Raw genomic sequence first — 24,892 nt, 5'->3', positions numbered from 1 at the left:
ACTCCAAACCTGCGCAATGCCTCAATTCCGTAGTGAGAACAGGTTGGGGTGAAACGGCAATGTGGCCCGAGAAGCGGACTAATCAGGCGTTGATAGACCCTGATTAGGGCTATCAGGACCCGCGAGCCTGGCGACAATGGCGGCGCCATAACTTTTCCAATGCTTCCGATAAAGCCTGGTTATCCAGATCGGCAACCCCTTTTTTCGCTACTACCACGAAATCCATTGGTGGCAGTTCGTGCTGACGCAGACGGAAGCTTTCACGCGTCAGACGTTTAATCCGATTGCGTTCATGGGCGCGTTTTACGTTTTTCTTAGCGACTGTGAGACCGATGCGGGGATGCCCCAGCGAATTAAGGCGGCCGAGAATAGTGATTTGCGGCGTGCCAGCCCGTTGTGGCTGCTGGAAGACGAATGTGAAATGATTGGGAGTTAACAAACGTAACTCCCTGGGAAAAGCTAGCTTAACCACTCAGGGGTTAGCTTTTATTACTTAGAAACGGTCAGACGAGCGCGGCCTTTAGCACGACGACGTGCCAGAACCTGACGACCATTTTTAGTAGCCATACGAGCACGGAAGCCGTGAGAACGGTTGCGCTTCAGTACAGACGGTTGAAAAGTGCGTTTCATGGCGATTTCTACCTAAACTATTAAATTTCACTGGATTTGCGTAACGCCCTACAGGGTCTGCGAACGACTTACGCTTCAGTGTGGCTGATTAAAGAGGCCGGATTGTAATAATTGTACACTCCGGAGTCAATTCAATTCCCTTACTGCTGCGCCCTTTTTGACCCCGCAAAGAGGCCCGGATCTCCGCTGAGTGACAGCGGCATTACGCGACGGGTGGAGAATTATACGGGCTTACCGTGAAAGCGCAAGGATCCGCGAGGATCTTCATCAGATCTCTTTAGCGATATTTGTACGCTAGTCATTAAATTTTCCAATATGAGACGGTTGTACGCTGCACCTGTGCCAGGATCGATTACACTTAACCCGCTCAAAACTTCCCTGTGGATAATTCGTGAAGAATCTGTGAGAAACAGAAGATCTCTGCCGCACTTTAGGCTATGATCCGCGGTCCCGGTCGTGATCCAGCCTTCACCGGGGAAACCGCAAATAGCGGTTCGCGCGCCTCCCACAGCCTGAGAGCGCGTGTCAACAATCATGAATGTATAACTTTCAGTCTTCGTCTTTTTATCGACTTTGTTCGAGTGGAGTCCGCCGTGTCACTTTCGCTTTGGCAGCAGTGTCTTGCCCGATTGCAGGATGAGTTACCAGCCACAGAATTCAGTATGTGGATACGCCCCCTACAGGCGGAACTGAGCGATAACACGCTGGCTTTGTACGCGCCTAACCGTTTTGTGCTCGATTGGGTGAGAGACAAGTACCTTAATAATATCAATGGCCTGCTCAACGACTTCTGCGGCACCGACGCGCCTTTGCTGCGCTTCGAAGTCGGCAGTAAGCCCGTGACGCAGCCCGTTGCTGAACTGGCAACCACTGCGGCACCTGCTCAGGTTGCGCGCGCTGCGGCGCCGATGCGCCCAAGCTGGGACAACATGCCTGCGCCTGCTGAGCCGTCCTACCGTTCCAACGTAAACCTGAAACACACCTTTGATAACTTCGTTGAAGGTAAATCGAACCAGCTGGCCCGCGCGGCGGCACGCCAGGTGGCTGATAACCCGGGCGGCGCGTATAACCCACTCTTCCTTTATGGCGGCACGGGTTTAGGTAAAACGCACCTTTTACATGCGGTGGGTAACGGCATCATGGCGCGCAAGCCAAATGCCAAAGTGGTGTACATGCACTCTGAGCGCTTTGTGCAGGACATGGTTAAAGCGCTGCAGAACAACGCCATCGAAGAGTTCAAACGCTACTACCGCTCGGTGGATGCGCTGCTTATCGATGACATCCAGTTTTTTGCCAATAAAGAGCGCTCGCAGGAAGAGTTTTTCCACACCTTTAATGCCCTGCTGGAAGGGAATCAACAGATCATTCTGACGTCGGATCGCTATCCAAAAGAGATCAATGGCGTGGAGGATCGTTTGAAATCCCGGTTTGGCTGGGGGCTGACGGTGGCGATCGAACCACCGGAGCTTGAAACCCGTGTGGCGATCCTGATGAAAAAGGCCGACGAGAATGATATCCGTCTGCCGGGCGAGGTGGCCTTCTTTATTGCCAAGCGACTGCGCTCTAACGTCCGCGAGCTGGAAGGGGCGCTGAACCGTGTGATTGCCAATGCCAACTTTACTGGCCGGGCGATTACCATCGACTTCGTGCGTGAAGCGCTGCGCGATCTGCTTGCGCTTCAGGAGAAGCTGGTCACCATCGATAATATTCAGAAAACGGTGGCCGAGTATTATAAAATTAAGGTCGCTGACTTGCTGTCAAAGCGTCGCTCCCGGTCCGTTGCCCGCCCGCGCCAGATGGCGATGGCGCTGGCAAAAGAGCTGACCAACCATAGCTTGCCGGAAATTGGCGATGCTTTTGGTGGACGCGACCACACCACGGTTTTACATGCCTGCCGCAAGATTGAGCAGTTGCGTGAAGAAAGCCACGATATCAAAGAAGATTTCTCCAATTTAATCAGAACATTATCTTCGTGACGCTATGAAATTTACCGTTGAACGTGAACATTTATTAAAACCGCTGCAGCAGGTAAGTGGCCCCCTCGGAGGCCGCCCGACTCTGCCTATCCTGGGTAACCTGCTGCTGCAGGTGGCTGAAGGTGCACTCTCTTTAACCGGTACCGATCTGGAAATGGAGATGGTGGCGCGCGTGGCGCTGGTACAGCCTCATGAACCTGGGGCTACGACCGTACCGGCACGTAAATTCTTCGATATCTGTCGTGGTCTGCCGGAAGGGGCTGAAATTGCGGTACAGCTGGAGGGCGACCGCATGCTGGTGCGCTCCGGGCGTAGCCGCTTCTCGCTTTCCACTCTGCCGGCGGCGGACTTCCCTAACCTGGACGACTGGCAGAGCGAGGTAGAATTTACCCTGCCGCAGGCGACCATGAAGCGCCTGATCGAAGCCACGCAGTTCTCTATGGCGCATCAGGACGTTCGTTATTACCTGAACGGCATGCTGTTCGAAACCGAAGGCGAAGATCTGCGTACCGTTGCAACGGACGGCCACCGCCTGGCGGTCTGTTCAATGCCGGTTGGCCAGCCTTTGCCAAATCATTCGGTTATCGTGCCGCGTAAGGGCGTGATTGAGCTGATGCGTATGCTCGACGGCGGTGAAACTCCGCTGCGCGTGCAAATCGGCAGCAACAACATTCGCGCTCACGTCGGTGACTTCATCTTTACCTCCAAGCTGGTGGATGGCCGCTTCCCGGACTACCGTCGCGTGCTGCCGAAAAACCCGGATAAACACCTGGATGCGGGCTGTGACCTGCTGAAGCAGGCGTTTGCCCGCGCGGCTATCTTGTCGAACGAGAAATTCCGCGGCGTGCGCCTGTTCGTCAGCGAAAATCAGCTGAAAATCACGGCAAACAACCCGGAGCAGGAAGAGGCAGAAGAGATTCTGGACGTTTCCTACGACGGTACCGAGATGGAAATCGGCTTCAACGTCAGCTACGTGCTGGACGTGCTGAACGCCCTGAAGTGCGAGAACGTCCGCATTCTGCTGACCGACTCCGTTTCTAGCGTGCAGATTGAAGACGCGGCGAGTCAGGCGGCGGCCTATGTTGTTATGCCGATGCGTTTATAGCGCTTGAAAAGGGGCTGGTTTACTTGCCATTTCGTCTCCCGGCAGTGCTCGAAATGCTCACGTACTTCGTGTACGCTCCGCTTTCTGTGCGCTGGCGATAAACGAACTGGCTGCGACACCTACGCCCCTGAAAAGATGCTCTGATATATGTCACTGACGCGCCTACTGATTAAAGACTTTCGCAACATCGAAAACGCGGATCTCGCTCTTTCTCCTGGCTTTAATTTTCTGGTTGGTGCTAACGGTAGCGGCAAAACCAGCGTGCTTGAGGCGATTTATACCCTCGGGCACGGTCGCGCTTTTCGCAGCCTGAAAATTGAACGCGTGATCCGTCATGAGCAGGACGCTTTTGTCTTGCACGGGCGGCTTCAGGACGGTGAAAGGGAAACCGCTATCGGCCTGACCAAAGACCGTACCGGCGACAGCAAAGTGCGTATTGACGGCAGCGACGGCCACAAAATCGCCGAACTGGCGATGATGATGCCGATGCAGCTGATTACCCCGGAGGGGTTTACTTTGCTGGGCGGCGGCCCCAAATACCGTAGAGCTTTCCTTGATTGGGGCTGCTTTCACAATGAACCCGGCTTTTTTGTGGCCTGGAGTAACCTCAAACGCCTGCTGAAGCAACGTAACGCCGCGTTGCGCCAGGTGACACGCTACGCGCAGCTGCGCCCGTGGGATCAGGAGCTGATTCCGCTGGCAGAGCAAATCAGCCGCTGGCGCGCCGATTACAGCGCCGCCATTGCGGAAGATATGGCGGATACCTGCGCACAGTTTTTACCGGAATTTGCCCTTAGCTTCTCCTTCCAGCGCGGCTGGGAGAAAGAGAGCGACTATAGCGAAGTGCTGGAGCGCAATTTCGAACGCGACCGGATGCTGACCTATACTGCGCACGGCCCGCATAAAGCGGATTTTCGTATCCGTGCCGACGGGGCGCCGGTCGAAGACACGCTCTCGCGCGGGCAGCTTAAATTACTGATGTGCGCCTTACGACTGGCGCAGGGTGAGTTTCTCACCCGGCAGAACGGGCGGCGTTGCCTGTATCTGATTGATGATTTTGCCTCTGAACTGGATGATGCCAGGCGCGGCCTGTTGGCCAGCCGGTTAAAGGCCACGGAGTCACAAGTTTTTGTTAGCGCGATCAGCGCCGAACATGTGATGGATATGGCGGACAAAAATTCAAAGATGTTCGCCGTGGATCAGGGTAAAATAGCGGATTAACCCAAGATTAAATGAGCGAGAAACGTTGATGTCGAATTCTTATGACTCCTCCAGTATCAAAGTCCTTAAGGGGCTGGATGCGGTACGTAAGCGCCCGGGCATGTATATCGGCGATACGGATGACGGCACCGGTCTGCACCACATGGTATTTGAGGTCGTGGATAACGCTATCGACGAAGCGCTCGCGGGCCACTGTAAAGACATCGTGGTCACTATCCACGCGGATAACTCCGTCTCGGTAACCGATGATGGCCGCGGCATCCCGACCGGTATTCACCCGGAAGAGGGGGTCTCTGCGGCGCAGGTTATCATGACCGTACTGCACGCCGGCGGGAAGTTCGATGATAACTCCTACAAGGTGTCCGGCGGCCTGCACGGCGTAGGCGTCTCGGTGGTTAACGCCCTGTCTCAGAAGCTGGAGCTGGTGATTCGCCGCGAAGGTAAAGTGCACCAGCAAACCTACATCCACGGTGAGCCGCAGGCCCCGCTGGCTGTGACCGGTGATGCCGATGTCACCGGGACTCAGGTTCGCTTCTGGCCGAGCCATGAAACCTTTACCAACGTCACCGAATTCGAATACGAAATCCTGGCTAAGCGCCTGCGCGAGCTGTCGTTCCTGAACTCCGGCGTGTCTATCCGCCTGGTCGACAAGCGCGACGGCAAACAGGACCACTTCCACTACGAAGGTGGTATCAAGGCGTTTGTTGAATACCTCAACAAGAACAAAACCCCGATTCACCCGAACGTGTTCTATTTCAGCACTGAAAAAGACGGCATCGGCGTGGAAGTGGCGCTGCAGTGGAACGACGGTTTCCAGGAAAACATCTACTGCTTCACCAACAACATTCCTCAGCGCGATGGCGGTACTCACCTTGCGGGCTTCCGTGCGGCGATGACCCGTACCCTGAACGCCTACATGGACAAAGAAGGCTACAGCAAAAAAGCCAAAGTCAGCGCCACCGGTGACGATGCGCGTGAAGGCCTGATTGCCGTAGTGTCCGTGAAAGTGCCGGATCCGAAGTTCTCTTCTCAGACCAAAGACAAACTGGTTTCTTCGGAAGTGAAATCCGCGGTTGAGCAGCAGATGAACGAACTGCTGGCCGAATACCTGCTGGAAAACCCGTCTGACGCGAAAATCGTCGTGGGCAAAATTATTGATGCGGCGCGTGCGCGTGAAGCTGCACGTCGTGCGCGTGAAATGACCCGCCGTAAAGGTGCGTTGGATCTGGCTGGCCTGCCGGGCAAGCTGGCGGACTGCCAGGAACGCGACCCGGCGCTGTCTGAACTGTACCTTGTGGAAGGGGACTCTGCGGGCGGCTCTGCAAAACAGGGGCGTAACCGTAAGAACCAGGCGATCCTGCCGTTGAAGGGGAAAATCCTCAACGTTGAGAAGGCGCGCTTCGACAAGATGCTTTCCTCTCAGGAAGTGGCAACGCTTATTACCGCGCTGGGCTGCGGCATTGGCCGTGACGAATACAACCCGGACAAGCTGCGCTACCACAGCATCATCATCATGACCGATGCGGACGTCGACGGCTCCCACATTCGTACGCTGCTGTTGACCTTCTTCTACCGTCAGATGCCGGAAATCGTTGAACGTGGCCACGTCTACATTGCACAGCCCCCGCTGTACAAAGTGAAGAAAGGCAAACAGGAACAGTACATCAAAGACGATGAAGCGATGGATCAGTACCAGATCTCTATCGCTCTTGAAGGTGCGACCCTGCACGCCAATGCCAGTGCGCCTGCTCTGGCCGGTGAGCCGCTTGAGAAGCTGGTGGCGGAATACAACGCCGCGCAGAAAATGATTGGCCGCATGGAGCGCCGTTACCCGCGCAACCTGCTGAACAACCTGGTGTATCACCCAACGCTGCAGGCGTCCGACCTGGCCGATGAAGCGAAAGTGACGCAGTGGATTTCTGCGCTGACCGCGACGCTGAACGAAAAAGAGCAGCACGGCAGCACCTGGAAATACGATATTCACCACAACAGCGAGCTGAACGTGTTTGAGCCGATTGTACGCGTGCGTACTCACGGCGTGGACACCGACTACGTGCTGGAAAAAGAGTTTGTTGAAGGGGGCGAATATGGCCGTCTTTGCACACTGGGTGAGAAGCTGCGTGGCCTGATTGAGGAAGATGCGTTTATCGAACGCGGCGAGCGCCGTCAGCCGGTAACCAGCTTCGAACAGGCGCTGGAGTGGCTGCAGAAAGAGTCCCGTCGTGGCCTGGCTATCCAGCGTTATAAAGGTCTGGGCGAGATGAACCCGGAGCAGCTGTGGGAAACCACCATGGATCCGGACAGCCGCCGCATGCTGCGCGTTACCGTTAAAGACGCGATTGCTGCCGACCAGCTGTTTACCACCCTGATGGGCGACGCGGTTGAACCACGTCGTGCATTTATCGAAGAGAACGCCCTGAAAGCGGCGAACATCGATATCTAAGGCAAGCCCAGCCAGACTGAAGAGCCGTGCTTTTAGCACGGCTTTTTCCTTCTTTGTGGTTAGCACTCGAAAATCAATAAATTGATTTTCCTGGTTTATTTTTTGATGCTCTCTGGTATCGCATCAATATGTTTGTATCACCATCGTGATGGAGCCGTGCTTTTAGCACGGCTTTTTTTATGGGCGCTATACTTTGCGTTGTCGAATTTCTACATCACAGAGGGAAACCCCATGGGACTTTTTGATCAGGTTGCGGGCTCGCTGCTGAACGGCGACGCCGGTAAATATCAGGCCATTCTAAGTTGGGTTGAGCAGCAGGGCGGGATTCAGGCGCTGTTGGACAAGCTGCGTCAGGGCGGCTTAAGCGAAATTGTTTCCTCGTGGCTCAGCAGCAATAGTACAAACCAGTCCCTGAGCGGCGACCAGATAACCCAGGCATTGGGTTCGCCGTCCGTTGCGGCGCTGGGGGAAAAGCTGGGCGTGGACACCGGCTCGGCTTCCGCTTTACTGGCGGAATATCTGCCGAAGGTGATAGACGCGCTGTCGCCAAACGGCGAAGTGACGCCGGAAGCCCATAATGACCTGCTAAGCGCGGGTGTTAACTTGCTGAAAGGTAAGCTTTTCAGCTAATTTTCTGTACTGGCCCCGGCAATGGTGCCGGGGCGTTCCTCCTCGCTGAAAAGAGGAGTTTGCCCGTCGACTCTAATCCCCCTTTTCCCCGCCGTTTGCTGCTGTTTTTTGAGCGGAATCGCGTTAGCATGGGATAAATCCATTACCTCTGAAGATCCCATGGCCATAAAACTGATTGCAATTGATATGGATGGCACGCTGCTGCTGCCAGACCACACCATTTCCCAGGCGGTAAAGCAGGCCGTTGCGGCGGCACGCGAGCGCGGCGTGAACGTCGTTATCTGTACCGGCCGTCCGTTTGCTGGCGTTGAAAGCTACCTGCGTGAGTTGCATATGGATAAGCCCGGCGACTACTGCATCACCTATAACGGGGCGCTGGTGCAGAAGGCGAGCGACGGCAGCACGGTTGCCCAGACGGCACTGAGCTATGACGACTATCGCTACCTGGAAAACCTGTCCCGGGAAGTGGGCTCGCACTTCCACGCGCTCGATCGCCACACCCTGTACACAGCCAACCGCGATATCAGCTATTACACGGTGCATGAATCCTTTATCGCCAGCATTCCGCTGATGTTCTGCGAAGCGGAAAACATGGATAAAAACGGCGAGTTCCTGAAGGTCATGATGATTGACGAGCCAGCTATTCTCGACAAGGCCATCGCCAAAATTCCTGCTGAAGTTTTTGAGCGCTACACGCTGCTGAAAAGCTCGCCTTATTTCCTGGAAATTCTCGACAAGCGCGTTAACAAAGGCACCGGCGTGAAGTCGCTGGCGGAAAAGCTGGGCATTAAGCCTGAAGAAGTGATGACCATTGGCGATCAGGAAAACGACATTGCGATGCTGGAATATGCGGGCATGGGTGTGGCAATGGACAACGCTATCGACAAAGTGAAAGAAGTCAGCAACTTTGTCACCAAATCCAACCTGGAGGACGGCGTCGCCTACGCTATCGAGAAGTTTGTGCTGAACTAACCTCTTGCACTCTCTCCTGCTGCCCTGGCTCTGCCGGGGCTTTTTTTTATCCTTTTGCTCATCAGTTGCCTAATATGTGATCCATATTGTAGTACAACATGAATATATTGTACTACATTGGGCGCAATGAAACGGCAGCTGGTCTCACATTTGTACTTCAAAAATGCGGTGAAATTCAGCGGGAGCGGTAAAGTAGCGGGTAAGACTTTGTGAACAAGGAACCCGTCATGACCCTCAATAAAACCGACCGCATCATCGTCACGCTGGGCCAGCAAATCGTGAGTGGTAAATACGCGCCGGGGGCGGCATTACCGGCAGAAGCCGATCTGTGCGAAGAGTTTGAAACTTCGCGCAACATCATCCGGGAAGTGTTTCGCTCGCTCATGGCGAAGCGGCTCATTGAAATGAAACGCTATCGCGGCGCGTTCGTTCAGCCCCGTAACCAGTGGAACTATCTCGATACAGAGGTACTGCAGTGGGTGCTGGCGAACGATTACGACCCGCGGCTCATCGCCGCGATGAGTGAAGTGCGAAATCTGGTTGAACCCGCCATTGCCCGCTGGGCTGCGGAGCGCGCTACGTCGAATGACCTGGCCCGAATAGAAGGCGCTCTGAACGATATGGTGGCGAATAACCAGAACCGCGATGCGTTTAACGAGGCGGATATCCGTTATCACGAAGCGGTGCTGGAGTCCGTGCATAACCCGGTGCTGCAGCAGCTGAGCATTGCTATCAGTTCCCTGCAGCGGGCCGTTTTTGAGCGAACCTGGATGGGCGATGAGGCCAATATGCCGAGAACCCTTCAGGAACATAAAGCGCTGTATGACGCGATCCGTCATCAGGACAGCGCGGCAGCGGAGCAGGCGGCGCTCACCATGATCGCCAGCTCCACTAAACGACTAAAGGACATTACATGACATCTCGCTACATCGCCATTGACTGGGGATCGACCAACCTTCGCGCCTGGCTCTACCAGGATGAAGTGTGCATCGACAGCCGCAAAAGTACTTCAGGCGTTACGCGCCTGGGCGGCAGGTCTCCGGCGGCGGTGTTTAGTGAGATTGTTGCCGGCTGGCGAGAAACGCCAACGCCGGTGCTGATGGCCGGGATGGTCGGCAGTAACGCCGGCTGGAAAATTGCCCCGTACCTGCCTTGCCCCGCTCGTTTTTCCACTTTCAGCGAGCAGATGACCGCCGTGGCTGAGCAGGTGTGGATCATCCCTGGCCTGTGCGTTCAGCGCGAAGACAACCAAAACGTGATGCGCGGCGAAGAGACCCAGCTGCTGGGTGCCCGCTCGCTGCAGCCTGCTCCGCTTTATATTATGCCCGGGACCCACTGCAAATGGGTGCGGACGGATGAAGAGTCGGTGCTTGATTTCCGCACCGTATTGACCGGTGAACTGCATCACCTGCTGCTTCAACACTCTCTGATTGGTACCGGTCTGCCGGAACAACAGGCCTGCCCTGAGGCGTTTAACGCCGGGCTCGATCGCGGGATCAATGCCGGCGACCTGCTGCCGCAATTATTTGAGGTGCGTGCCGCTCACGTACTGGGCCAGCTACCGCGAGAGCAGGTCAGCGATTTCCTTTCCGGGCTGTTGATTGGCAGTGAAGTGGCGACGATGACGCGCCGCTTTGCCTGTCCGGTCGGGCAGCCTGTCACCATTGTTGCCAACCCGGCGCTTAGTGCTCGCTATCAAGCGGCTTTATCCCAGCTTGGCTTTAGCAGCCAGGCGGTCGATGGCGACAATGCTTTCCAGGCAGGAATAAGGAGTATTGCAAATGCAGTGGCAAACTAAGCTTCCGCTGATCGCGATTTTACGCGGCATCACCCCGCAGGAGGTTCAGGCGCATGTGAGCGCGCTGCTGGACGCCGGGTTTGATGCGGTGGAAATTCCCCTCAACTCACCGCAGTGGCAGCAAAGCATTGCCTCAATGGTGGTGGCCTTTGGCGATAAAGCGCTGATCGGGGCGGGTACGGTGCTCAAGACGGAGCAGGTGGATGAGCTGGCGGCGATGGGCAGCAAACTGATGGTCACGCCAAACACACAGCCGGACGTGATCCGTCGCGCCGTCGCAAGCGGCATGACGGTTTGTGCGGGCTGTGCGACGGCCTCTGAAGCCTTTTCCGCTCTGGATGCGGGCGCCCAGACGCTGAAAATTTTCCCTTCTTCTGCCTTCGGGCCGGACTACATCAAGGCGCTGAAAGCCGTGCTTCCACCGGAGGTGCCGGTGTTTGCCGTCGGCGGCGTCACGCCGGAAAACCTGCACATCTGGCTGCAGGCTGGCTGCGCCGGCGCCGGGTTGGGCAGCGATTTGTACCGTGCCGGGCAGCCGGTGAGCCGCACCAGCGAAAGGGCAAAAGCATTTGTTAAAGCGTATCAAGAGGCCGTGCAATGAAAATTACTAAACTGACGACGTACCGTTTACCGCCCCGCTGGATGTTCCTGAAAATTGAGACAGACGAAGGCGTAGTCGGCTGGGGCGAGCCGGTCATCGAAGGCCGCGCCCGCAGCGTTGAGGCGGCGGTTCATGAACTAGGCGAGTACCTGATTGGACAGGATCCGGCCCGCATTAACGACCTGTGGCAGGTGATGTATCGCGGTGGCTTCTACCGCGGCGGCCCGATTCTGATGAGTGCGATTGCCGGGATCGATCAGGCACTGTGGGATATTAAAGGTAAGGTGCTCAACGCGCCGGTGTGGCAGCTGATGGGTGGCCTGGTGCGGGATAAAATTAAAGCCTACAGCTGGGTTGGCGGCGATCGTCCGGCGGAGGTGATCGACGGGATTAAATCCTTACGCAATATTGGTTTCGATACTTTTAAATTAAACGGCTGCGAAGAAATGGGCATTATTGATAATTCCCGTGCCGTTGATGCAGCCGTCAATACGGTCGCGCAAATTCGTGAAGCCTTCGGGAATGAAATTGAATTTGGTCTTGATTTCCACGGACGGGTTAGCGCCCCAATGGCGAAAGTATTAATTAAAGAGCTGGAGCCATATCGTCCCCTGTTTATTGAAGAGCCGGTTCTGGCAGAGCAGGCGGAATATTATCCGCGGCTGGCGGCACAAACGCATATTCCTATTGCGGCGGGTGAGCGCATGTTTTCTCGTTTTGAATTTAAGCGCGTACTGGAAGGGGGCGGGATTGCCATTCTGCAGCCGGATCTCTCGCATGCCGGCGGTATCACTGAATGCTACAAAATTGCCGGTATGGCAGAGGCTTACGATGTGTCTCTGGCACCTCATTGCCCGCTGGGGCCGATTGCGCTGTCAGCCTGTTTGCACATCGACTTTGTTTCCCGTAATGCGGTATTCCAGGAGCAAAGCATGGGCATTCACTATAACAAAGGTGCAGAGCTGCTCGACTTCGTGAAAAACAAAGAAGACTTCAAAATGGATGGCGGTTATTTCCTGCCGCTGATGAAGCCCGGCCTTGGGGTTGAAATTGACGAAGAGCAGGTGATTGCCCGCAGTAAAAACGTTACCGACTGGCGAAATCCTTTATGGCGTCACGCCGACGGTTCCGTGGCTGAATGGTAAAAAATAACGCCAGAAGTCAGCAGTAAAAAATAAAACATTATAAACACCCTCTGTATAACAGGGCATGGTGAGTAGCTTCGCCATGCCAAATTTTGGAGATGAAATATCATGGATATTTCTGCAACTGTGGTGAAACCTACGCGCCGCCGTTATTTAACGCTGGTGATGATCTTTATTACGGTGGTGATTTGCTACGTTGACCGCGCCAACCTGGCGGTTGCGTCGGCTCATATTCAGGAAGAGTTTGGTATTACCAAAACGGAGATGGGCTACATCTTCTCGGCTTTTGCCTGGCTTTATACGCTGTGCCAGATCCCGGGCGGCTGGTTCCTGGATCGCGTGGGATCTCGCCTGACCTATTTTATTGCCATTATGGGCTGGTCCGTCGCCACGCTGTTCCAGGGGTTTGCGACCGGCCTGATGTCGCTGATTGGCCTGCGTGCTATCACCGGTATTTTTGAAGCGCCTGCTTTCCCGACTAACAACCGCATGGTGACGAGCTGGTTCCCTGAGCACGAACGTGCTTCTGCGGTGGGCTTTTACACCTCCGGGCAGTTTGTTGGTCTGGCGTTTCTGACGCCGCTGCTTATCTGGATCCAAGAAATTTCAAGCTGGCACTGGGTGTTTATCGTGACCGGCGGAATCGGCATCATCTGGTCGATTATCTGGTTTAAGGTTTATCAGCCGCCGCGTAAGAGCAAGGGCATTAACTCCGCCGAGCTGGACTATATTCGCGAGGGGGGTGGCCTGGTTGATGGCGATGCGCCGGTCGAAAAGAAAGCGCGCAAGCCGTTAAGCCTGGCCGACTGGAAACTGGTGTTCCACCGTAAGCTGGTGGGCGTTTATCTGGGGCAGTTCGCGGTAGCGTCGACGCTGTGGTTCTTCCTGACCTGGTTCCCGAACTATCTGACCCAGGAAAAAGGCATTACCGCGCTGAAGGCCGGTTTTATGACGACGGTGCCGTTCCTGGCGGCCTTCTTCGGGGTGTTGCTGTCCGGCTGGGTTGCCGACCGCCTGGTGCGCAAAGGCTATTCGCTGGGAATTGCACGTAAAACGCCAATCATCTGCGGTTTGCTGCTCTCCACCTGCATTATGGGCGCCAACTACACTGAAGATCCGGTGTGGATTATGACCCTGATGGCGATTGCCTTCTTCGGCAACGGCTTCGCCTCCATCACCTGGTCCCTGGTGTCCTCCCTTGCACCAATGCGACTGATTGGCCTGACGGGGGGCGTATTTAACTTTGTCGGTGGCCTCGGCGGTATTACCGTACCGCTGGTGATCGGCTATCTTGCCCAAAGCCACGGTTTTGCTCCGGCGCTGGTGTATATCGCGGCGGTCGCTCTGCTTGGCGCGCTTTCCTACATCCTGCTGGTGGGGAAAGTGGAAAGGGTTGGCTGAGAATGAGAAAGGGAGCGCGAGGTGCGCTCCCGGCTGTTATTTCACTGCGGGTAACTGATTCGTCACGCAGTGAATTCCCCCGCCACCGGCGGCAATCGCGTCGATGTTAAGCTGCACGACCTCCCGCTCAGGGTATAGCGTCGACAGCAGGCGAAACGCCGCTTCATCCGTTTCTTCATCGCCAAACTCCGGGGCGATAATCGCGCCGTTTATCACGAAGTAGTTGATGTACCCGGCGGCAAAATCCGGGTTATCTTCGCTAAAACGGCTCTCGCGTGGTTCCTGCGGCGGCGTGACGCTGTGCACCTGCAGCGGTCGGCCATCGGCATCGGTTGCCTGTCTGAGAATATCCAGGTGTCTCTGCGTCACCTTGTGATCCCAGGAGTCCGGGTCGGGATCGAGATTGGCGATGACCACGCCTGGCTTAACAAAGCGGGCATAAAAATCGACGTGGGCGTCGGTGATGTCTTTCCCTTTAATACCCGGCAGCCAGATGATTTTTCTCAGGCCAAGCTGCGTTTTCAGCTCTTGTTCAACCCGATCGCGGCTCCAGCCGGGATTGCGGTTGTCGTTGACCCAGCTGCTTTCGGTCATGATGCCGGTACCGTTTCCATCCACCTCAATACCGCCGCCTTCGCCCGTCAGCGCGCTGCGGATGAACGGCGCTGCATCGTATTTTTCGGCCATAAACGCCGCCAGCTTCGTGTCTTTGCTGTGCCGCTGCTTATTGCCCCAGCCGTTGAAGTTAAAGCCCACTGCGCCGAGCTTTCCTTCTGGCGAAGTGACAAAGCACGCGCCGGTGTCCCGCATCCAGATGTCGTCCAGCTCGGTCGTCACGTAAGTCACGTTGTGGCTGCCACATTTTTCCTCCGCCAGCGTGCGTTCCTGTTCACGGCAAAAGACCGTCAGCGGCTGGTAACCGGCGATAGCGCGGGCGATGCGCCCCAAAGCGGCCTGTACGTCGGGGGTAAAATCTTTCCATATCGCGCGCTGTGCGCCAAACGCGATAAATGCGCGCTGCTGCTGTTCCCCTTCGTCCGGCATACGCCAGCCGGCGTTCGCCGCCGCGAGAGCGGATAACGGCAGCCCCAGAGAGCCTGCCATACCCATCCCGGCCAGTACCGAGGCACATTTAATAAATTCACGACGCGTTGACATACCGGACTCCCGTGTAGGTATTTAGACTTAAGAAATTCTGCTCAGTGCTACAGGTGAATATTTCATCACTGGCTGAATTCGGCTTCCAACGATATATTTAGCGGACATCTGATTAGCCTGGCTTATTGAAATGCTAAAACACTGGCCACCGTTAAATGCCCTGCGAGGGTTTGAGGCCGCCGCGCGCCTGGGAAGCTTTCATCAGGCCGCCGCAGAACTCCACCTGACCCAGTCGGCTATCAGTCAGCAGATCCGCAGCCTGGAGGCTTACCTCGAACAGCCGCTGTTTTTTCGCAGCGGGAGAAGCGTCAGCCTGACTGACGCCGGCCAGGATCTTTACAGCACCGCACAGGTCATGCTGCAACAGCTGGCCGTCGGTATTCGTCGGCTCGATCAGTACCGCAAGCCGAACCAGCTTATCGTGAACACCACGCCGGCTTTCGCCAGGCACTGGCTGTTGCCCAATCTGGCGGACTTTACACGCCAGTACCCGGAGACCGATCTTTGGCTGTTCACCAGTTTTGACCCGCCGGACATGGCCAGCGAAACCATCGATGTGGCTATTCGGGATGATGTCAGCCAGCAGGCGGAGTGCATTTTTGAGGTGTTGTACAAGGATAGACTTTATCCGGCCTGCCACCCCAGTTTGCAGGCTATGCCGGTAGAGCAGCGAACAACGCTTCACGGCGAGCGCGAGATGAGCTGGGAGCACTGGAGCGTGGCTGGCGGTGTGGATGTCGGCCAGCAAAGCCAGGGGATGAATTTCTCCGATCCTGGGTTGTTGCTTGACGCCGCTGCCGACGGGCTGGGTATTGCGCTTGTCAGCCAACTGCTGGCAGACAGAAAAAGGACAAATGAGCAGCTTATCCCGCTGGTGGAGCAAACCGTGCGCGGCGCGGACTGGGCGTGGCTCATCCACCGGGAAAGTGAAAATGACCCGTTAACCCGCCAGTTTTGTGCGTGGCTGCGGGGCAAAGTGGAAAGGCCGGACTAATTCTTTTACCCTGAGGCGTACTCAGCGCTTCAGGGCAAAACCGTGATCAAACAACTCACCTTCGCACCGCGTAATCATCAGCTTACTAACATCAACACCTGGACGCCGGACGGCCAGTGGCTGGCCTTTGACGTGCGGCCATCGGGTGCCTCCTTCACTGGCGCCACCATTGAGCGAGTTAATACCCGGAATGGCGACGTCGAGGTGGTCTATCGCGCTCCCGAAGGCGCTCACGTTGGCGTGGTGACCGTCAACCCACAGCAGCCGGAGCGCTACGTCTTTATTCACGGCCCGGAGAACCCGGACGCCGACTGGCACTATGACTTTCACCACCGTCGCGGCGTGGTCGTGGAGCAGGGGGAGGCCAGCAACCTTGATGCGATGGACATTACCTCGCCCTATACCCCAGGCGCGCTGCGCGGCGGCAGCCATGTTCATGTCTGGAGCCCGGACGGCAGCCGCCTGAGCTTTACCTACAACGACCATGTCATGCGCGAGCTTGATGCGTATCTCGATCTGCGCAACGTCGGCGTTGCGCTGCCTTTTGGCCCCGTCACGCCGCCAAAACAGCATCCGCGAGAATACGACGGCAGCCATTATTGCGTGCTGGTGAGCCGCACAACGCCTGAGCCACAGCCCGGCAGCGATGAGATTAACCGCGCCTACGAAGAAGGCTGGGTAGGCGAGCACGGTTACCGGAAGCCAGACGGAAGCGTTCAGCGCTGGGCGCTGGCGTTTATCGGCGATACCCGGTCGGCAAGCGGCGAAAAAGTGCCAGAGCTGTTTATCGTGGACCTGCCTGACGAAGCGCAGGCTTATCAGCTGGCCGGCAGCGAACCGCTGTGCGGCACCGACACCACGCTGCCAGCGCCGCCACGAGGCGTGCTACAACGTCGGTTAACCTTTACCCATCAGCGCCGTTATCCGGGCCTGGTAAATCAGCCCCGGCACTGGATACGCAGTAGCCCGGACGGGAGCCAGCTTGCCTTCCTGATGCGGGACGACAGCGGCGTGGTGCAGCTTTGGATGCTTTCCCCGAACGGCGGCGAGCCCCGGCAGGTAACCTGGGGTGAGCATGGCATTCAGTCGGCCTTTAACTGGCATCCTGCCGGAAACGTGCTGGGATTTGTGCAGCAGGGGCGCGTGGTGCTGTGTGACGCGCAAAGTGGGGTAATTACGCCATTAAGTGCCGCGGAGGGCGAAGATCCTTCCGGCGAGGCTATCGTCTTCTCCCCGGACGGCAAGCAGATTGCCTGGATGCAGGACATCGACGGCTTCCGCCAGCTGTGGAGTGCGGAAACCGGGCTTTAAGGTGCTTAGTGAGGAAGTTCTGCCGGTGGGATAACGGAGTTAGTCGCCAGATTCTGTTTCTCGCTGGCTTCCACGCGCGATCTCACAGAGTTATCTTTACGGAATATATCCCACGGCAGGAGCACGGTATCGAGCACCGCAGTGAAGGGCAGATCCAGCGCAACCAGAGGCTTGATTGCCCAACTGGTGTCGTCGTCGCCAAGCGTTGCCGCACTGGCTCGGGTACCCGGGTACACGCCCTCTTTGCCGCCGCTGTGTGACATCATACTGGAGCAGCCGGTCAGCAATAACAGCCCGCTGCTAATCACCAGAGTTGGAAACCAGTTTCTCATTATCATTTTGCTGTCATCTTCAATGGCTGGCGGAGTACCAGCACCTGCGGAGTTATAGCATCCGCCCATGGTATAAAAATGCCCGTCATTCCGCTCTGTGGCGGCTATCGCATATTTTTAACCTTTTATGCTGTTTTCCAGTCTATGTAAGGAAACCTCAGGACGCAAAAAATTTGCAGCAAAGTGCCTTGAAAAATTTTAAGCGAGCCACATTTTAGTAGGGTAACCAAAACGAGTACGCCGATTGGGTGCTCAGGTTCATGGCCTGTCCGACTGGAAGGCTTTTACAACTTACTCGCTGATTTCAGGAGCTTTTTATTATGCGTAACTTCGATCTTTCTCCGTTGTACCGTTCCGCCATCGGTTTCGACCGTCTGTTTAATCTGTTAGAAAGCAACCAGAGCCAAAGCAACGGCGGCTACCCTCCGTACAACGTTGAATTAGTGGATGAAAACCACTATCGCATCGCCATTGCCGTCGCGGGCTTCGCAGAAAGCGAACTGGATATCACCGCTCAGGACAACCTGCTTATTGTCAAAGGCGCGCACGCCGACGAGCAGCAAGAGCGCACATACCTCTACCAGGGCATTGCCGAGCGCAACTTCGAGCGCAAATTCCAGCTGGCGGAAAACATCCACGTCCGCGGAGCAAACCTGGTCAACGGCCTGCTGTACATCAATCTGGAGCGTGAAATTCCAGAGTCGATGAAGCCTCGCCGCATCGAAATCAACTAATTCATGGGGTCGCGCCGTGCGCGACCTGTCATCAAGCTGGCTTGCCGTCAGGGAGCCAATGCCCGTTCGCATGCGGGCAGGTTATTTCTTGCTTCAAAGAAGGAGAAAACACTATGCGTAACTACGATTTATCCCCACTGCTGCGTCAATGGATCGGCTTCGATAAACTGGCTAGCGCGCTGCAGTCCAGCGGTGAAAGCCAGGGCTTCCCGCCGTACAACATCGAAAAAAGTGACGATAACCATTATCGCATCACGCTGGCGCTGGCCGGTTTCCGCCAGGAAGATCTCGATATCGAGCTGGAAGGCACCCGCCTGAGCGTGAAAGGCACCCCGGTTAAACCGGAAAAAGAGATCAACTGGCTGCATCAGGGGCTGGTGACTCAGCCGTTCAGCCTGAGCTTTACCCTGGCCGAGCATATGCAGGTCTCCGGGGCAACGTTCACTAACGGTTTGCTGCACATTGACCTGGTGCGTGAAATCCCGGAAGAGGTTGCTCCGCAGCGGATCGCCATTAGCGAACGCCCCGCGCTGAATAGCTAATTAAGTTTCTCTTTTGAGTATTAAGGCCCCGGAAAATGGGGCCTTTTTTGTGCTCCACGCCCCATTATCCTCCCCGTAGCTCTGCCAGAATCCTTAGTAACAATAATGTTATTCACAGGGATGATATATGAGTGGAATAGCGTTAACCGTCAGCATGCTGGCGCTGGTCGCCGTCGTGGGATTGTGGATCGGCAATATCAAGATCCGCGGGGTGGGATTCGGTATCGGGGGCGTGCTGTTTGGCGGCATCATTGTCGGCCACTTTGTGAATCAGGCCGGGATTGGCCTGAACGGCGACATGCTGCACTTTATCCAGGAATTTGGGTTGATCCTGTTTGTTTACACGATAGGCATCCAGGTCGGCCCCGGTTTCTTCTCTTCGCTCCGGGTTTCCGGCCTGCGGCTTAATCTGTTCGCCATTCTCATCGTTGGGCTGGGCGCGCTGGTCACTACCGCTGTCTACATGCTGTTTGATGTTCCGCTGCCGGTGGTGCTGGGGATCTTCTCCGGCGCCGTTACCAATACGCCGGCACTGGGGGCAGGGCAGCAGATCCTCACCGATCTCGGCACGCCCGGACAATTGGTTGACCAAATGGGGATGAGCTACGCGATGGCTTACCCGTTTGGGATTTGCGGCATTCTGCTGACCATGTGGCTGCTGCGCATAGTGTTTCGGGTCAGCCTCGACAAAGAAGCGCAGCAGTTTGAAGCCAGCAGCGGGCAAAATCACGCTCAGCTGCACACCATCAATATTTGCGTTGCCAACCCAAATCTGAACGGCCTGGCGATTCAGGACATCCCTATCCTTAACGGGGACGAGATTATCTGCTCCCGGCTCAAACGCGGGGAGCTGCTGATGGTGCCTTCCCCGGGCACTCTCGTCCAGACCGGCGATCTGCTGCACCTGGTCGGGGCGGAAAAGGATCTGCACAAAGCGCGGTTGGTGATCGGTAACGAAGTGGATACCTCGCTTTCAACGCGAGGCACGGATCTGCGGGTTGAACGCGTGGTGGTGACCAACGAGAAGGTTTTAGGCAAGAAGATCCGCGATCTGCATCTGAAGCAGAAATACGACGTGGTGATTTCGCGCCTTAACCGCGCCGGGGTCGAGCTGGTGGCCAGCAGCAGCGCCAGCCTGCAGTTCGGCGATATCCTCAACCTGGTCGGACGCCCGCAGTCGATAGATGCGGTAGCGGCTGAAGTGGGCAACGCGCAGCACAAGCTGCAGCAGGTGCAAATGCTGCCGGTGTTTATCGGCATCGGGCTTGGCGTATTGCTGGGCTCCATTCCGCTGTTTATCCCCGGCTTCCCGGCGGCGCTGCGTCTTGGGCTGGCTGGCGGGCCGCTGATTATGGCGCTGATCCTCGGGCGCATCGGCAGCATCGGGAAGCTTTACTGGTTTATGCCGCCGAGCGCGAACCTGGCACTGCGCGAGCTGGGCATCGTCCTGTTTCTGGCGGTAGTCGGGCTCAAGTCAGGTGGTGACTTCATCGACACGCTGCTGGTGGGCGACGGGGTGAGCTGGATTGGCTACGGTATTCTGATCACGGCCGTGCCGCTGATTACCGTCGGCCTGCTTGCTCGCCTGCTGGCGAAGATGAACTACCTGACGCTGTGCGGCATGCTGGCGGGCTCGATGACTGACCCCCCCGCGCTGGCCTTCGCCAACGGGCTGCATGCGACCAGCGGAGCCGCAGCGCTTTCTTACGCCACGGTTTACCCGCTGGTGATGTTCCTGCGCATCATCACTCCTCAGCTGCTGGCGCTGCTGTTCTGGGGGCTATAGCTCACTGCCGCCCGGCTGCCCGGGCGGCACTCTCGAATGATCCCGACGCAGGTGATAATCCACCTGATATTCGCTGGCATTTCTGAACATTACCGAATAGTTAAGAAACTCGCCTTTATCGCTGTAAGAGAGCGACGTGATGCGCAGAATAGGCGTCGCCTCTGCGATGTTCAGCAACTTCGCCGTTTTGCTATCGGCGAGCACCGGGGTCAGTGTTTCATAGTTGCCGCTGATGACTATCTGGCATTCATCTTCGATATAGCTGAATTTTGACCCCTCAAGGTGGGCAAGGGACAGATTACGAAAGAGTTTGACCGGCATATAGCTGTCTTCCACCATCAGCGGCTTGCCGCCCACGGCACGCACGCGTCGCGAGTAATAAATTTTTTCGTCGATCTTAATGCGCAGCAGGCTGGCAATCGCCGGGGGCGCGGGCATTACGTTAAACTCCAGTACCTCACTCAGCACCTCTTTCCCCTGGCTGCGCATCACCTCCACAAAACCGGTGAGGTTAGTGGTTTCGTGGTGAACATCTTTCTTGGTGACCCAGGTGCCGCTGCCCTGACGGCGATTAACCAGCCCCCAGCCCACAAGCAAATCCACCGCTTTACGGATGGTCATTCTTGAGACGCCAAACTCTTCAGCAAGCTTCTTTTCCCCAGGCAATGGGCTGCCGATGGTGTAGTCCGCAGAGTTAAGCCGTAGCCGAAGCCGGTCGGCAATGGATTTGTAGATCATATGTGGACATCTCCAGGCTTTATCCCGCCGTTATATGTCGATTAATTGTCTAGTTTTTACTTTAAAAGTAGACAACTTTGGCCAAATAAAAACCATGAATGCGATCACGAATCGCCGCGCCTGAAGCGGCGAGCCACCACCCGCCCTCATATCCTCAGCTTCAGGCCAGACTAAAAAAATAAGGCTGCCTCTTCCCCTACGAAGTTGTTACATGAGGATTTAAAAATGCTCAGTCAAATACAACGTTTTGGTGGTGCAATGTTTACCCCGGTTTTGTTGTTCCCCTTTGCCGGGATCGTGGTCGGGCTTGCCATTATGCTTCGCAACCCGCTGTTTGTCGGTGAAGCGCTCACCGCACCTGACACCCTGTTTGCTCAAATTGTTCATATCATCGAGGAAGGTGGCTGGACGGTGTTCCGTAATATGCCGCTGATTTTTGCCGTTGGTTTGCCCATTGGCCTGGCGAAACAGGCTCAGGGGCGTGCATGCCTGGCGGTGCTGGTGAGTTTTTTAACCTGGAACTACTTCATCAACGCGATGGGGATGACGTGGGGGCACTACTTCGGCGTCGATTTTAGCCTCGAACCTACGGCAGGCAGCGGCCTGACTATGATGGCCGGGATTAAAACGCTCGACACCAGCATCATCGGCGCGATTGTTATCTCCGGCATTGTGACCGCGATTCACAACCGCTATTTCGATAAGCCGCTGCCAGTGTTCCTCGGCATTTTCCAGGGCAGCTCTTTTGTGGTGATTGTGGCCTTCCTGGTGATGATCCCCTGTGCCTGGCTGACGCTGCTCGGCTGGCCAAAAGTTCAGCTCGGCATCGAGTCGCTGCAGGCATTTTTACGCAGCGCCGGGGCGCTTGGCGTCTGGGTATACACCTTCCTCGAGCGCATCCTGATCCCAACCGGGCTGCACCACTTTGTCTATGGCCCGTTCATTTTTGGCCCGGCGGCGGTTGAAGGCGGCATTCAGGTGTACTGGGCGCAGCATCTGCAAGAGTTCAGCCAGAGCACCGCGTCGCTCAAATCCCTGTTCCCTGAAGGCGGTTTCGCCCTGCACGGCAACTCGAAAGTGTTCGGCTCGGTGGGCATCGCGCTGGCGCTTTACTACACCGCCTCGCCGCAAAACCGAGTGAAGGTGGCCGGGCTGCTGATCCCCGCGACGCTGACCGCCATGTTAGTTGGCATCACCGAACCGCTGGAATTCACCTTCCTGTTTATCTCTCCGCTGCTGTTTGCCGTTCACGCCTTCCTGGCCGCCTCAATGGCAACGGTGATGTACATGGCAGGCGTGGTGGGCAACATGGGCGGCGGCCTGCTTGACCAGTTCCTGCCGCAAAACTGGATCCCCATGTTCCATAACCACGCCGCAATGGTCTTTACCCAGATAGGTATCGGCATCGCCTTTACCGGCGTCTACTTCGTGGTCTTCCGCGCTCTGATTCTGCGCTTCAACCTGAAAACGCCGGGCCGGGAAGACAGCGAGATCAAACTCTATAGCAAGGCCGACTATCAGGCGGCACGGCAGCAAACCAGCGCGGCGGTTAGCCAGGATGCAAAACACGGCCAGGCCCATGGCTTCCTCCAGGCGCTCGGCGGTGCGGCGAACATCGCCAGCCTGAACAACTGTGCGACTCGTCTGCGTATCACGCTTGCCGACATGGCTTTGACCGAAGCCGATGACGTGTTTAAAGCCCTTGGCGCTCACGGCGTGGTGCGCAGCGGCAACGGCATTCAGGTGATTGTCGGGCTGCATGTGCCACAAATTCGCGACCAGATTGAAACCCTTATCAAAGAGCAAACTTCAAACGAACACCCATCCATGACGGAGGCAGTATCATGAAAAAATTCTCGGTAGTTGTAGCAGGTGGCGGCAGTACTTTTACTCCAGGCATTGTGCTGATGCTGCTGGCGAATCAGAACCGTTTCCCGCTGCGGGCGCTGAAGTTCTACGATAACGACGGGTCGCGTCAGGAAACTATCGCCGAAGCCTGCAAAATCATCCTGAAAGAGCAGGCGCCGGATATCGACTTCAGCTACACCACCGATCCGAAGGAAGCGTTTACCGACGTGGATTTTGTGATGGCGCACATCCGCGTGGGCAAATATCCGATGCGCGAAAAAGACGAGAAAATTCCGCTGCGCCACGGCGTGCTGGGGCAGGAAACATGCGGCCCGGGTGGGATAGCCTACGGCATGCGCTCAATCGGCGGCGTGCTGGAGCTGGTGGATTACATGGAAAAATACTCGCCAAACGCCTGGATGCTCAACTACTCCAACCCGGCGGCTATTGTAGCGGAGGCGACCCGTCGCCTGCGCCCGAACTCAAAAATCCTCAATATCTGCGATATGCCTATCGGCATTGAAAGCCGTATGGCGCAGATTGTGGGCCTGAAGGATCGCAAAGAGATGAAGGTGCGTTACTACGGCCTGAACCACTTTGGCTGGTGGACCCATGTTGAAGATAAAGATGGTAATGATTTGATGCCAAAAATCCGCGAACATGTCGCCAAATATGGCTATGTTCCACCCAAGGACGAGCATGGCACTGAAGCAAGCTGGAATGATACTTTTGCCAAAGCAAAAGACGTCTGGGCGCTCGACCCCGATACGCTGCCGAACACCTACCTGAAATACTACCTCTATCCTGACTATGTGGTGCAGCACTCCAACCCACAGCGCACCCGGGCGAATGAGGTGATGGATCACCGCGAGAAGCATGTGTTTGGCTCCTGTAACGCGATTATTAGCGCCGGAAAATCCTCCGCGGGCGAGCTGGAAATTGACGAACACGCCTCTTACATCGTTGATCTGGCGACGGCGATTGCCTTTAACACCCAGGAGCGGATGCTGCTGATTGTGCCGAACAACGGGGCTATTAATAACTTTGACCCGGAAGCGATGGTTGAAATCCCTTGTCTGGTGGGCAAAGACGGACCGGAGCCGCTGGTGGTGGGCAACATCCCTCAGTTCCAGAAAGGGCTGATGAGCCAGCAGGTCGCCGTTGAAAAACTGGTGGTGGATGCCTGGGAGCATCGTTCTTATCAGAAACTGTGGCAGGCGATCACCCTGTCGAAGACCGTGCCGAGCGCCTCCGTCGCCAAAGCGATTCTGGACGACCTGGTTGAGGCGAACAAAGACTACTGGCCTGAATTGAAATAAGAATTCTTCACGTATTAGGAAGCGCGGCGGAGACGTCGCGCTTTTTTTATCGAGCCTCTTCCCAGAGTGTCTTCTCCGAACTGGACATTTTTTATACTGCCCGATACAGTGGGGGAGTGTTATTAAGGTTATTTGGGTTAGAAAGGTTATTTTAGGGGGCGGAATGTTACCCAGACAAGCCGGGCGTATTGAGAAGAAAAAAGACCGG

Annotated in this window: 22 protein-coding genes; 19 read left to right on the top strand and 3 right to left on the bottom strand. The window is 56.1% G+C overall.

Annotated features, from left to right (window positions below):
- Positions 1 to 238 precede the first annotated feature (238 nt).
- The 12 genes from VW41_22965 (at position 239) to VW41_22910 (ending at position 13,922) form a co-directional block, all read left to right on the top strand.
- The gene (locus tag VW41_22965) at positions 239 to 436 is read left to right on the top strand and encodes an RNase P (protein ID AJZ91677.1); all 198 of its coding nucleotides are present in this window, start codon (positions 239 to 241) and stop codon (positions 434 to 436) included.
- 787 nt (positions 437 to 1,223) lie between these two features.
- Positions 1,224 to 2,606, top strand: a complete 1,383-nt coding sequence (gene dnaA, locus VW41_22960; GenBank protein AJZ92065.1) for a chromosomal replication initiation protein — start codon at positions 1,224 to 1,226, stop codon at positions 2,604 to 2,606.
- A 4-nt stretch (positions 2,607 to 2,610) separates the two neighbouring features.
- Positions 2,611 to 3,711, top strand: a complete 1,101-nt coding sequence (locus VW41_22955; GenBank protein AJZ91676.1) for a DNA polymerase III subunit beta — start codon at positions 2,611 to 2,613, stop codon at positions 3,709 to 3,711.
- A 147-nt stretch (positions 3,712 to 3,858) separates the two neighbouring features.
- Positions 3,859 to 4,932 (top strand): recombination protein F, encoded by a 1,074-nt coding sequence (recF, locus tag VW41_22950; protein ID AJZ91675.1) that lies wholly within the window; start codon positions 3,859 to 3,861, stop codon positions 4,930 to 4,932.
- Positions 4,933 to 4,960: 28 nt separating this feature from the next.
- Complete coding sequence (gene gyrB, locus VW41_22945) at positions 4,961 to 7,375, top strand: DNA gyrase subunit B (GenBank protein ID AJZ91674.1); 2,415 nt, start codon at positions 4,961 to 4,963, stop codon at positions 7,373 to 7,375.
- Positions 7,376 to 7,606: 231 nt separating this feature from the next.
- Positions 7,607 to 8,005, top strand: coding sequence for a hypothetical protein (locus VW41_22940; GenBank protein ID AJZ91673.1), 399 nt, complete (start codon positions 7,607 to 7,609; stop codon positions 8,003 to 8,005).
- A 159-nt stretch (positions 8,006 to 8,164) separates the two neighbouring features.
- Complete coding sequence (locus VW41_22935) at positions 8,165 to 8,977, top strand: sugar phosphatase (protein AJZ91672.1); 813 nt, start codon at positions 8,165 to 8,167, stop codon at positions 8,975 to 8,977.
- 227 nt (positions 8,978 to 9,204) lie between these two features.
- On the top strand, positions 9,205 to 9,894 hold the full coding sequence (locus tag VW41_22930; protein ID AJZ91671.1) for a galactonate operon transcriptional repressor: 690 nt from the start codon (positions 9,205 to 9,207) through the stop codon (positions 9,892 to 9,894).
- Positions 9,891 to 10,775, top strand: coding sequence for a 2-oxo-3-deoxygalactonate kinase (locus tag VW41_22925; protein AJZ91670.1), 885 nt, complete (start codon positions 9,891 to 9,893; stop codon positions 10,773 to 10,775). Before VW41_22930 ends, VW41_22925 begins: the two co-directional genes overlap by 4 nt.
- Positions 10,759 to 11,376 (top strand): 2-dehydro-3-deoxy-6-phosphogalactonate aldolase, encoded by a 618-nt coding sequence (locus VW41_22920; protein ID AJZ91669.1) that lies wholly within the window; start codon positions 10,759 to 10,761, stop codon positions 11,374 to 11,376. Before VW41_22925 ends, VW41_22920 begins: the two co-directional genes overlap by 17 nt.
- On the top strand, positions 11,373 to 12,521 hold the full coding sequence (locus tag VW41_22915) for a galactonate dehydratase (protein AJZ91668.1): 1,149 nt from the start codon (positions 11,373 to 11,375) through the stop codon (positions 12,519 to 12,521). Before VW41_22920 ends, VW41_22915 begins: the two co-directional genes overlap by 4 nt.
- A 108-nt stretch (positions 12,522 to 12,629) precedes the next feature.
- Complete coding sequence (locus tag VW41_22910; protein AJZ91667.1) at positions 12,630 to 13,922, top strand: glucarate transporter; 1,293 nt, start codon at positions 12,630 to 12,632, stop codon at positions 13,920 to 13,922.
- 36 nt (positions 13,923 to 13,958) lie between these two features.
- On the opposite strand, the gene VW41_22905 is transcribed toward VW41_22910, so the two are convergent.
- On the bottom strand, positions 13,959 to 15,080 hold the full coding sequence (locus VW41_22905; GenBank protein ID AJZ91666.1) for an agmatine deiminase: 1,122 nt from the start codon (positions 15,078 to 15,080) through the stop codon (positions 13,959 to 13,961).
- 130 nt (positions 15,081 to 15,210) lie between these two features.
- Here VW41_22905 and VW41_22900 point away from each other — a divergent pair, with 130 nt between their 5' ends.
- Together VW41_22900 and VW41_22895 are read left to right on the top strand one after the other, a co-directional pair.
- Complete coding sequence (locus VW41_22900; GenBank protein AJZ91665.1) at positions 15,211 to 16,074, top strand: LysR family transcriptional regulator; 864 nt, start codon at positions 15,211 to 15,213, stop codon at positions 16,072 to 16,074.
- A 45-nt stretch (positions 16,075 to 16,119) separates the two neighbouring features.
- A complete protein-coding gene (locus VW41_22895; protein AJZ92064.1) occupies positions 16,120 to 17,385 on the top strand; it encodes a hypothetical protein in 1,266 nt (421 codons plus the stop codon).
- 5 nt (positions 17,386 to 17,390) lie between these two features.
- Here the strand turns inward: VW41_22895 and VW41_22890 are convergent, their stop codons facing one another.
- The gene (locus VW41_22890; GenBank protein ID AJZ92063.1) at positions 17,391 to 17,717 is read right to left on the bottom strand and encodes a hypothetical protein; all 327 of its coding nucleotides are present in this window, start codon (positions 17,715 to 17,717) and stop codon (positions 17,391 to 17,393) included.
- 320 nt (positions 17,718 to 18,037) lie between these two features.
- Here VW41_22890 and VW41_22885 point away from each other — a divergent pair, with 320 nt between their 5' ends.
- From VW41_22885 to VW41_22875, 3 genes are all read left to right on the top strand, one after another.
- Complete coding sequence (locus tag VW41_22885) at positions 18,038 to 18,451, top strand: heat shock protein IbpA (GenBank protein ID AJZ91664.1); 414 nt, start codon at positions 18,038 to 18,040, stop codon at positions 18,449 to 18,451.
- Positions 18,452 to 18,564: 113 nt separating this feature from the next.
- Positions 18,565 to 18,993 carry a heat shock chaperone IbpB gene (locus VW41_22880; GenBank protein ID AJZ91663.1) on the top strand — a complete coding sequence of 143 codons (429 nt, stop codon included), beginning with the start codon at positions 18,565 to 18,567 and terminating at the stop codon, positions 18,991 to 18,993.
- A 127-nt stretch (positions 18,994 to 19,120) separates the two neighbouring features.
- Positions 19,121 to 20,779 (top strand): transporter, encoded by a 1,659-nt coding sequence (locus VW41_22875; GenBank protein ID AJZ91662.1) that lies wholly within the window; start codon positions 19,121 to 19,123, stop codon positions 20,777 to 20,779.
- Here the strand turns inward: VW41_22875 and VW41_22870 are convergent.
- On the bottom strand, positions 20,774 to 21,517 hold the full coding sequence (locus tag VW41_22870) for a GntR family transcriptional regulator (GenBank protein AJZ91661.1): 744 nt from the start codon (positions 21,515 to 21,517) through the stop codon (positions 20,774 to 20,776). The two genes, VW41_22875 and VW41_22870, sit on opposite strands and share 6 nt — an antisense overlap.
- Positions 21,518 to 21,742: 225 nt before the next feature.
- Here VW41_22870 and VW41_22865 point away from each other — a divergent pair, with 225 nt between their 5' ends.
- Both VW41_22865 and VW41_22860 read left to right on the top strand, forming a co-directional pair.
- Positions 21,743 to 23,365: a PTS system alpha-glucoside-specific transporter subunit IICB gene (locus VW41_22865; GenBank protein ID AJZ91660.1), complete on the top strand. Its 1,623-nt coding sequence runs from the start codon at positions 21,743 to 21,745 to the stop codon at positions 23,363 to 23,365.
- Positions 23,362 to 24,684 carry a 6-phospho-alpha-glucosidase gene (locus tag VW41_22860; protein AJZ91659.1) on the top strand — a complete coding sequence of 441 codons (1,323 nt, stop codon included), beginning with the start codon at positions 23,362 to 23,364 and terminating at the stop codon, positions 24,682 to 24,684. The genes VW41_22865 and VW41_22860 overlap by 4 nt, the downstream gene beginning before the upstream one ends.
- The last annotated feature ends 208 nt before the right edge of the window (positions 24,685 to 24,892 follow it).

It is taken from the genome of Klebsiella michiganensis (assembly GCA_000963575.1).
Classification (GTDB): domain Bacteria; phylum Pseudomonadota; class Gammaproteobacteria; order Enterobacterales; family Enterobacteriaceae; genus Cedecea; species Cedecea michiganensis_A.
The sequence above is the reverse complement of the archived record's forward strand: the minus strand, read 5'-3'. Positions and strand labels throughout refer to the sequence as shown.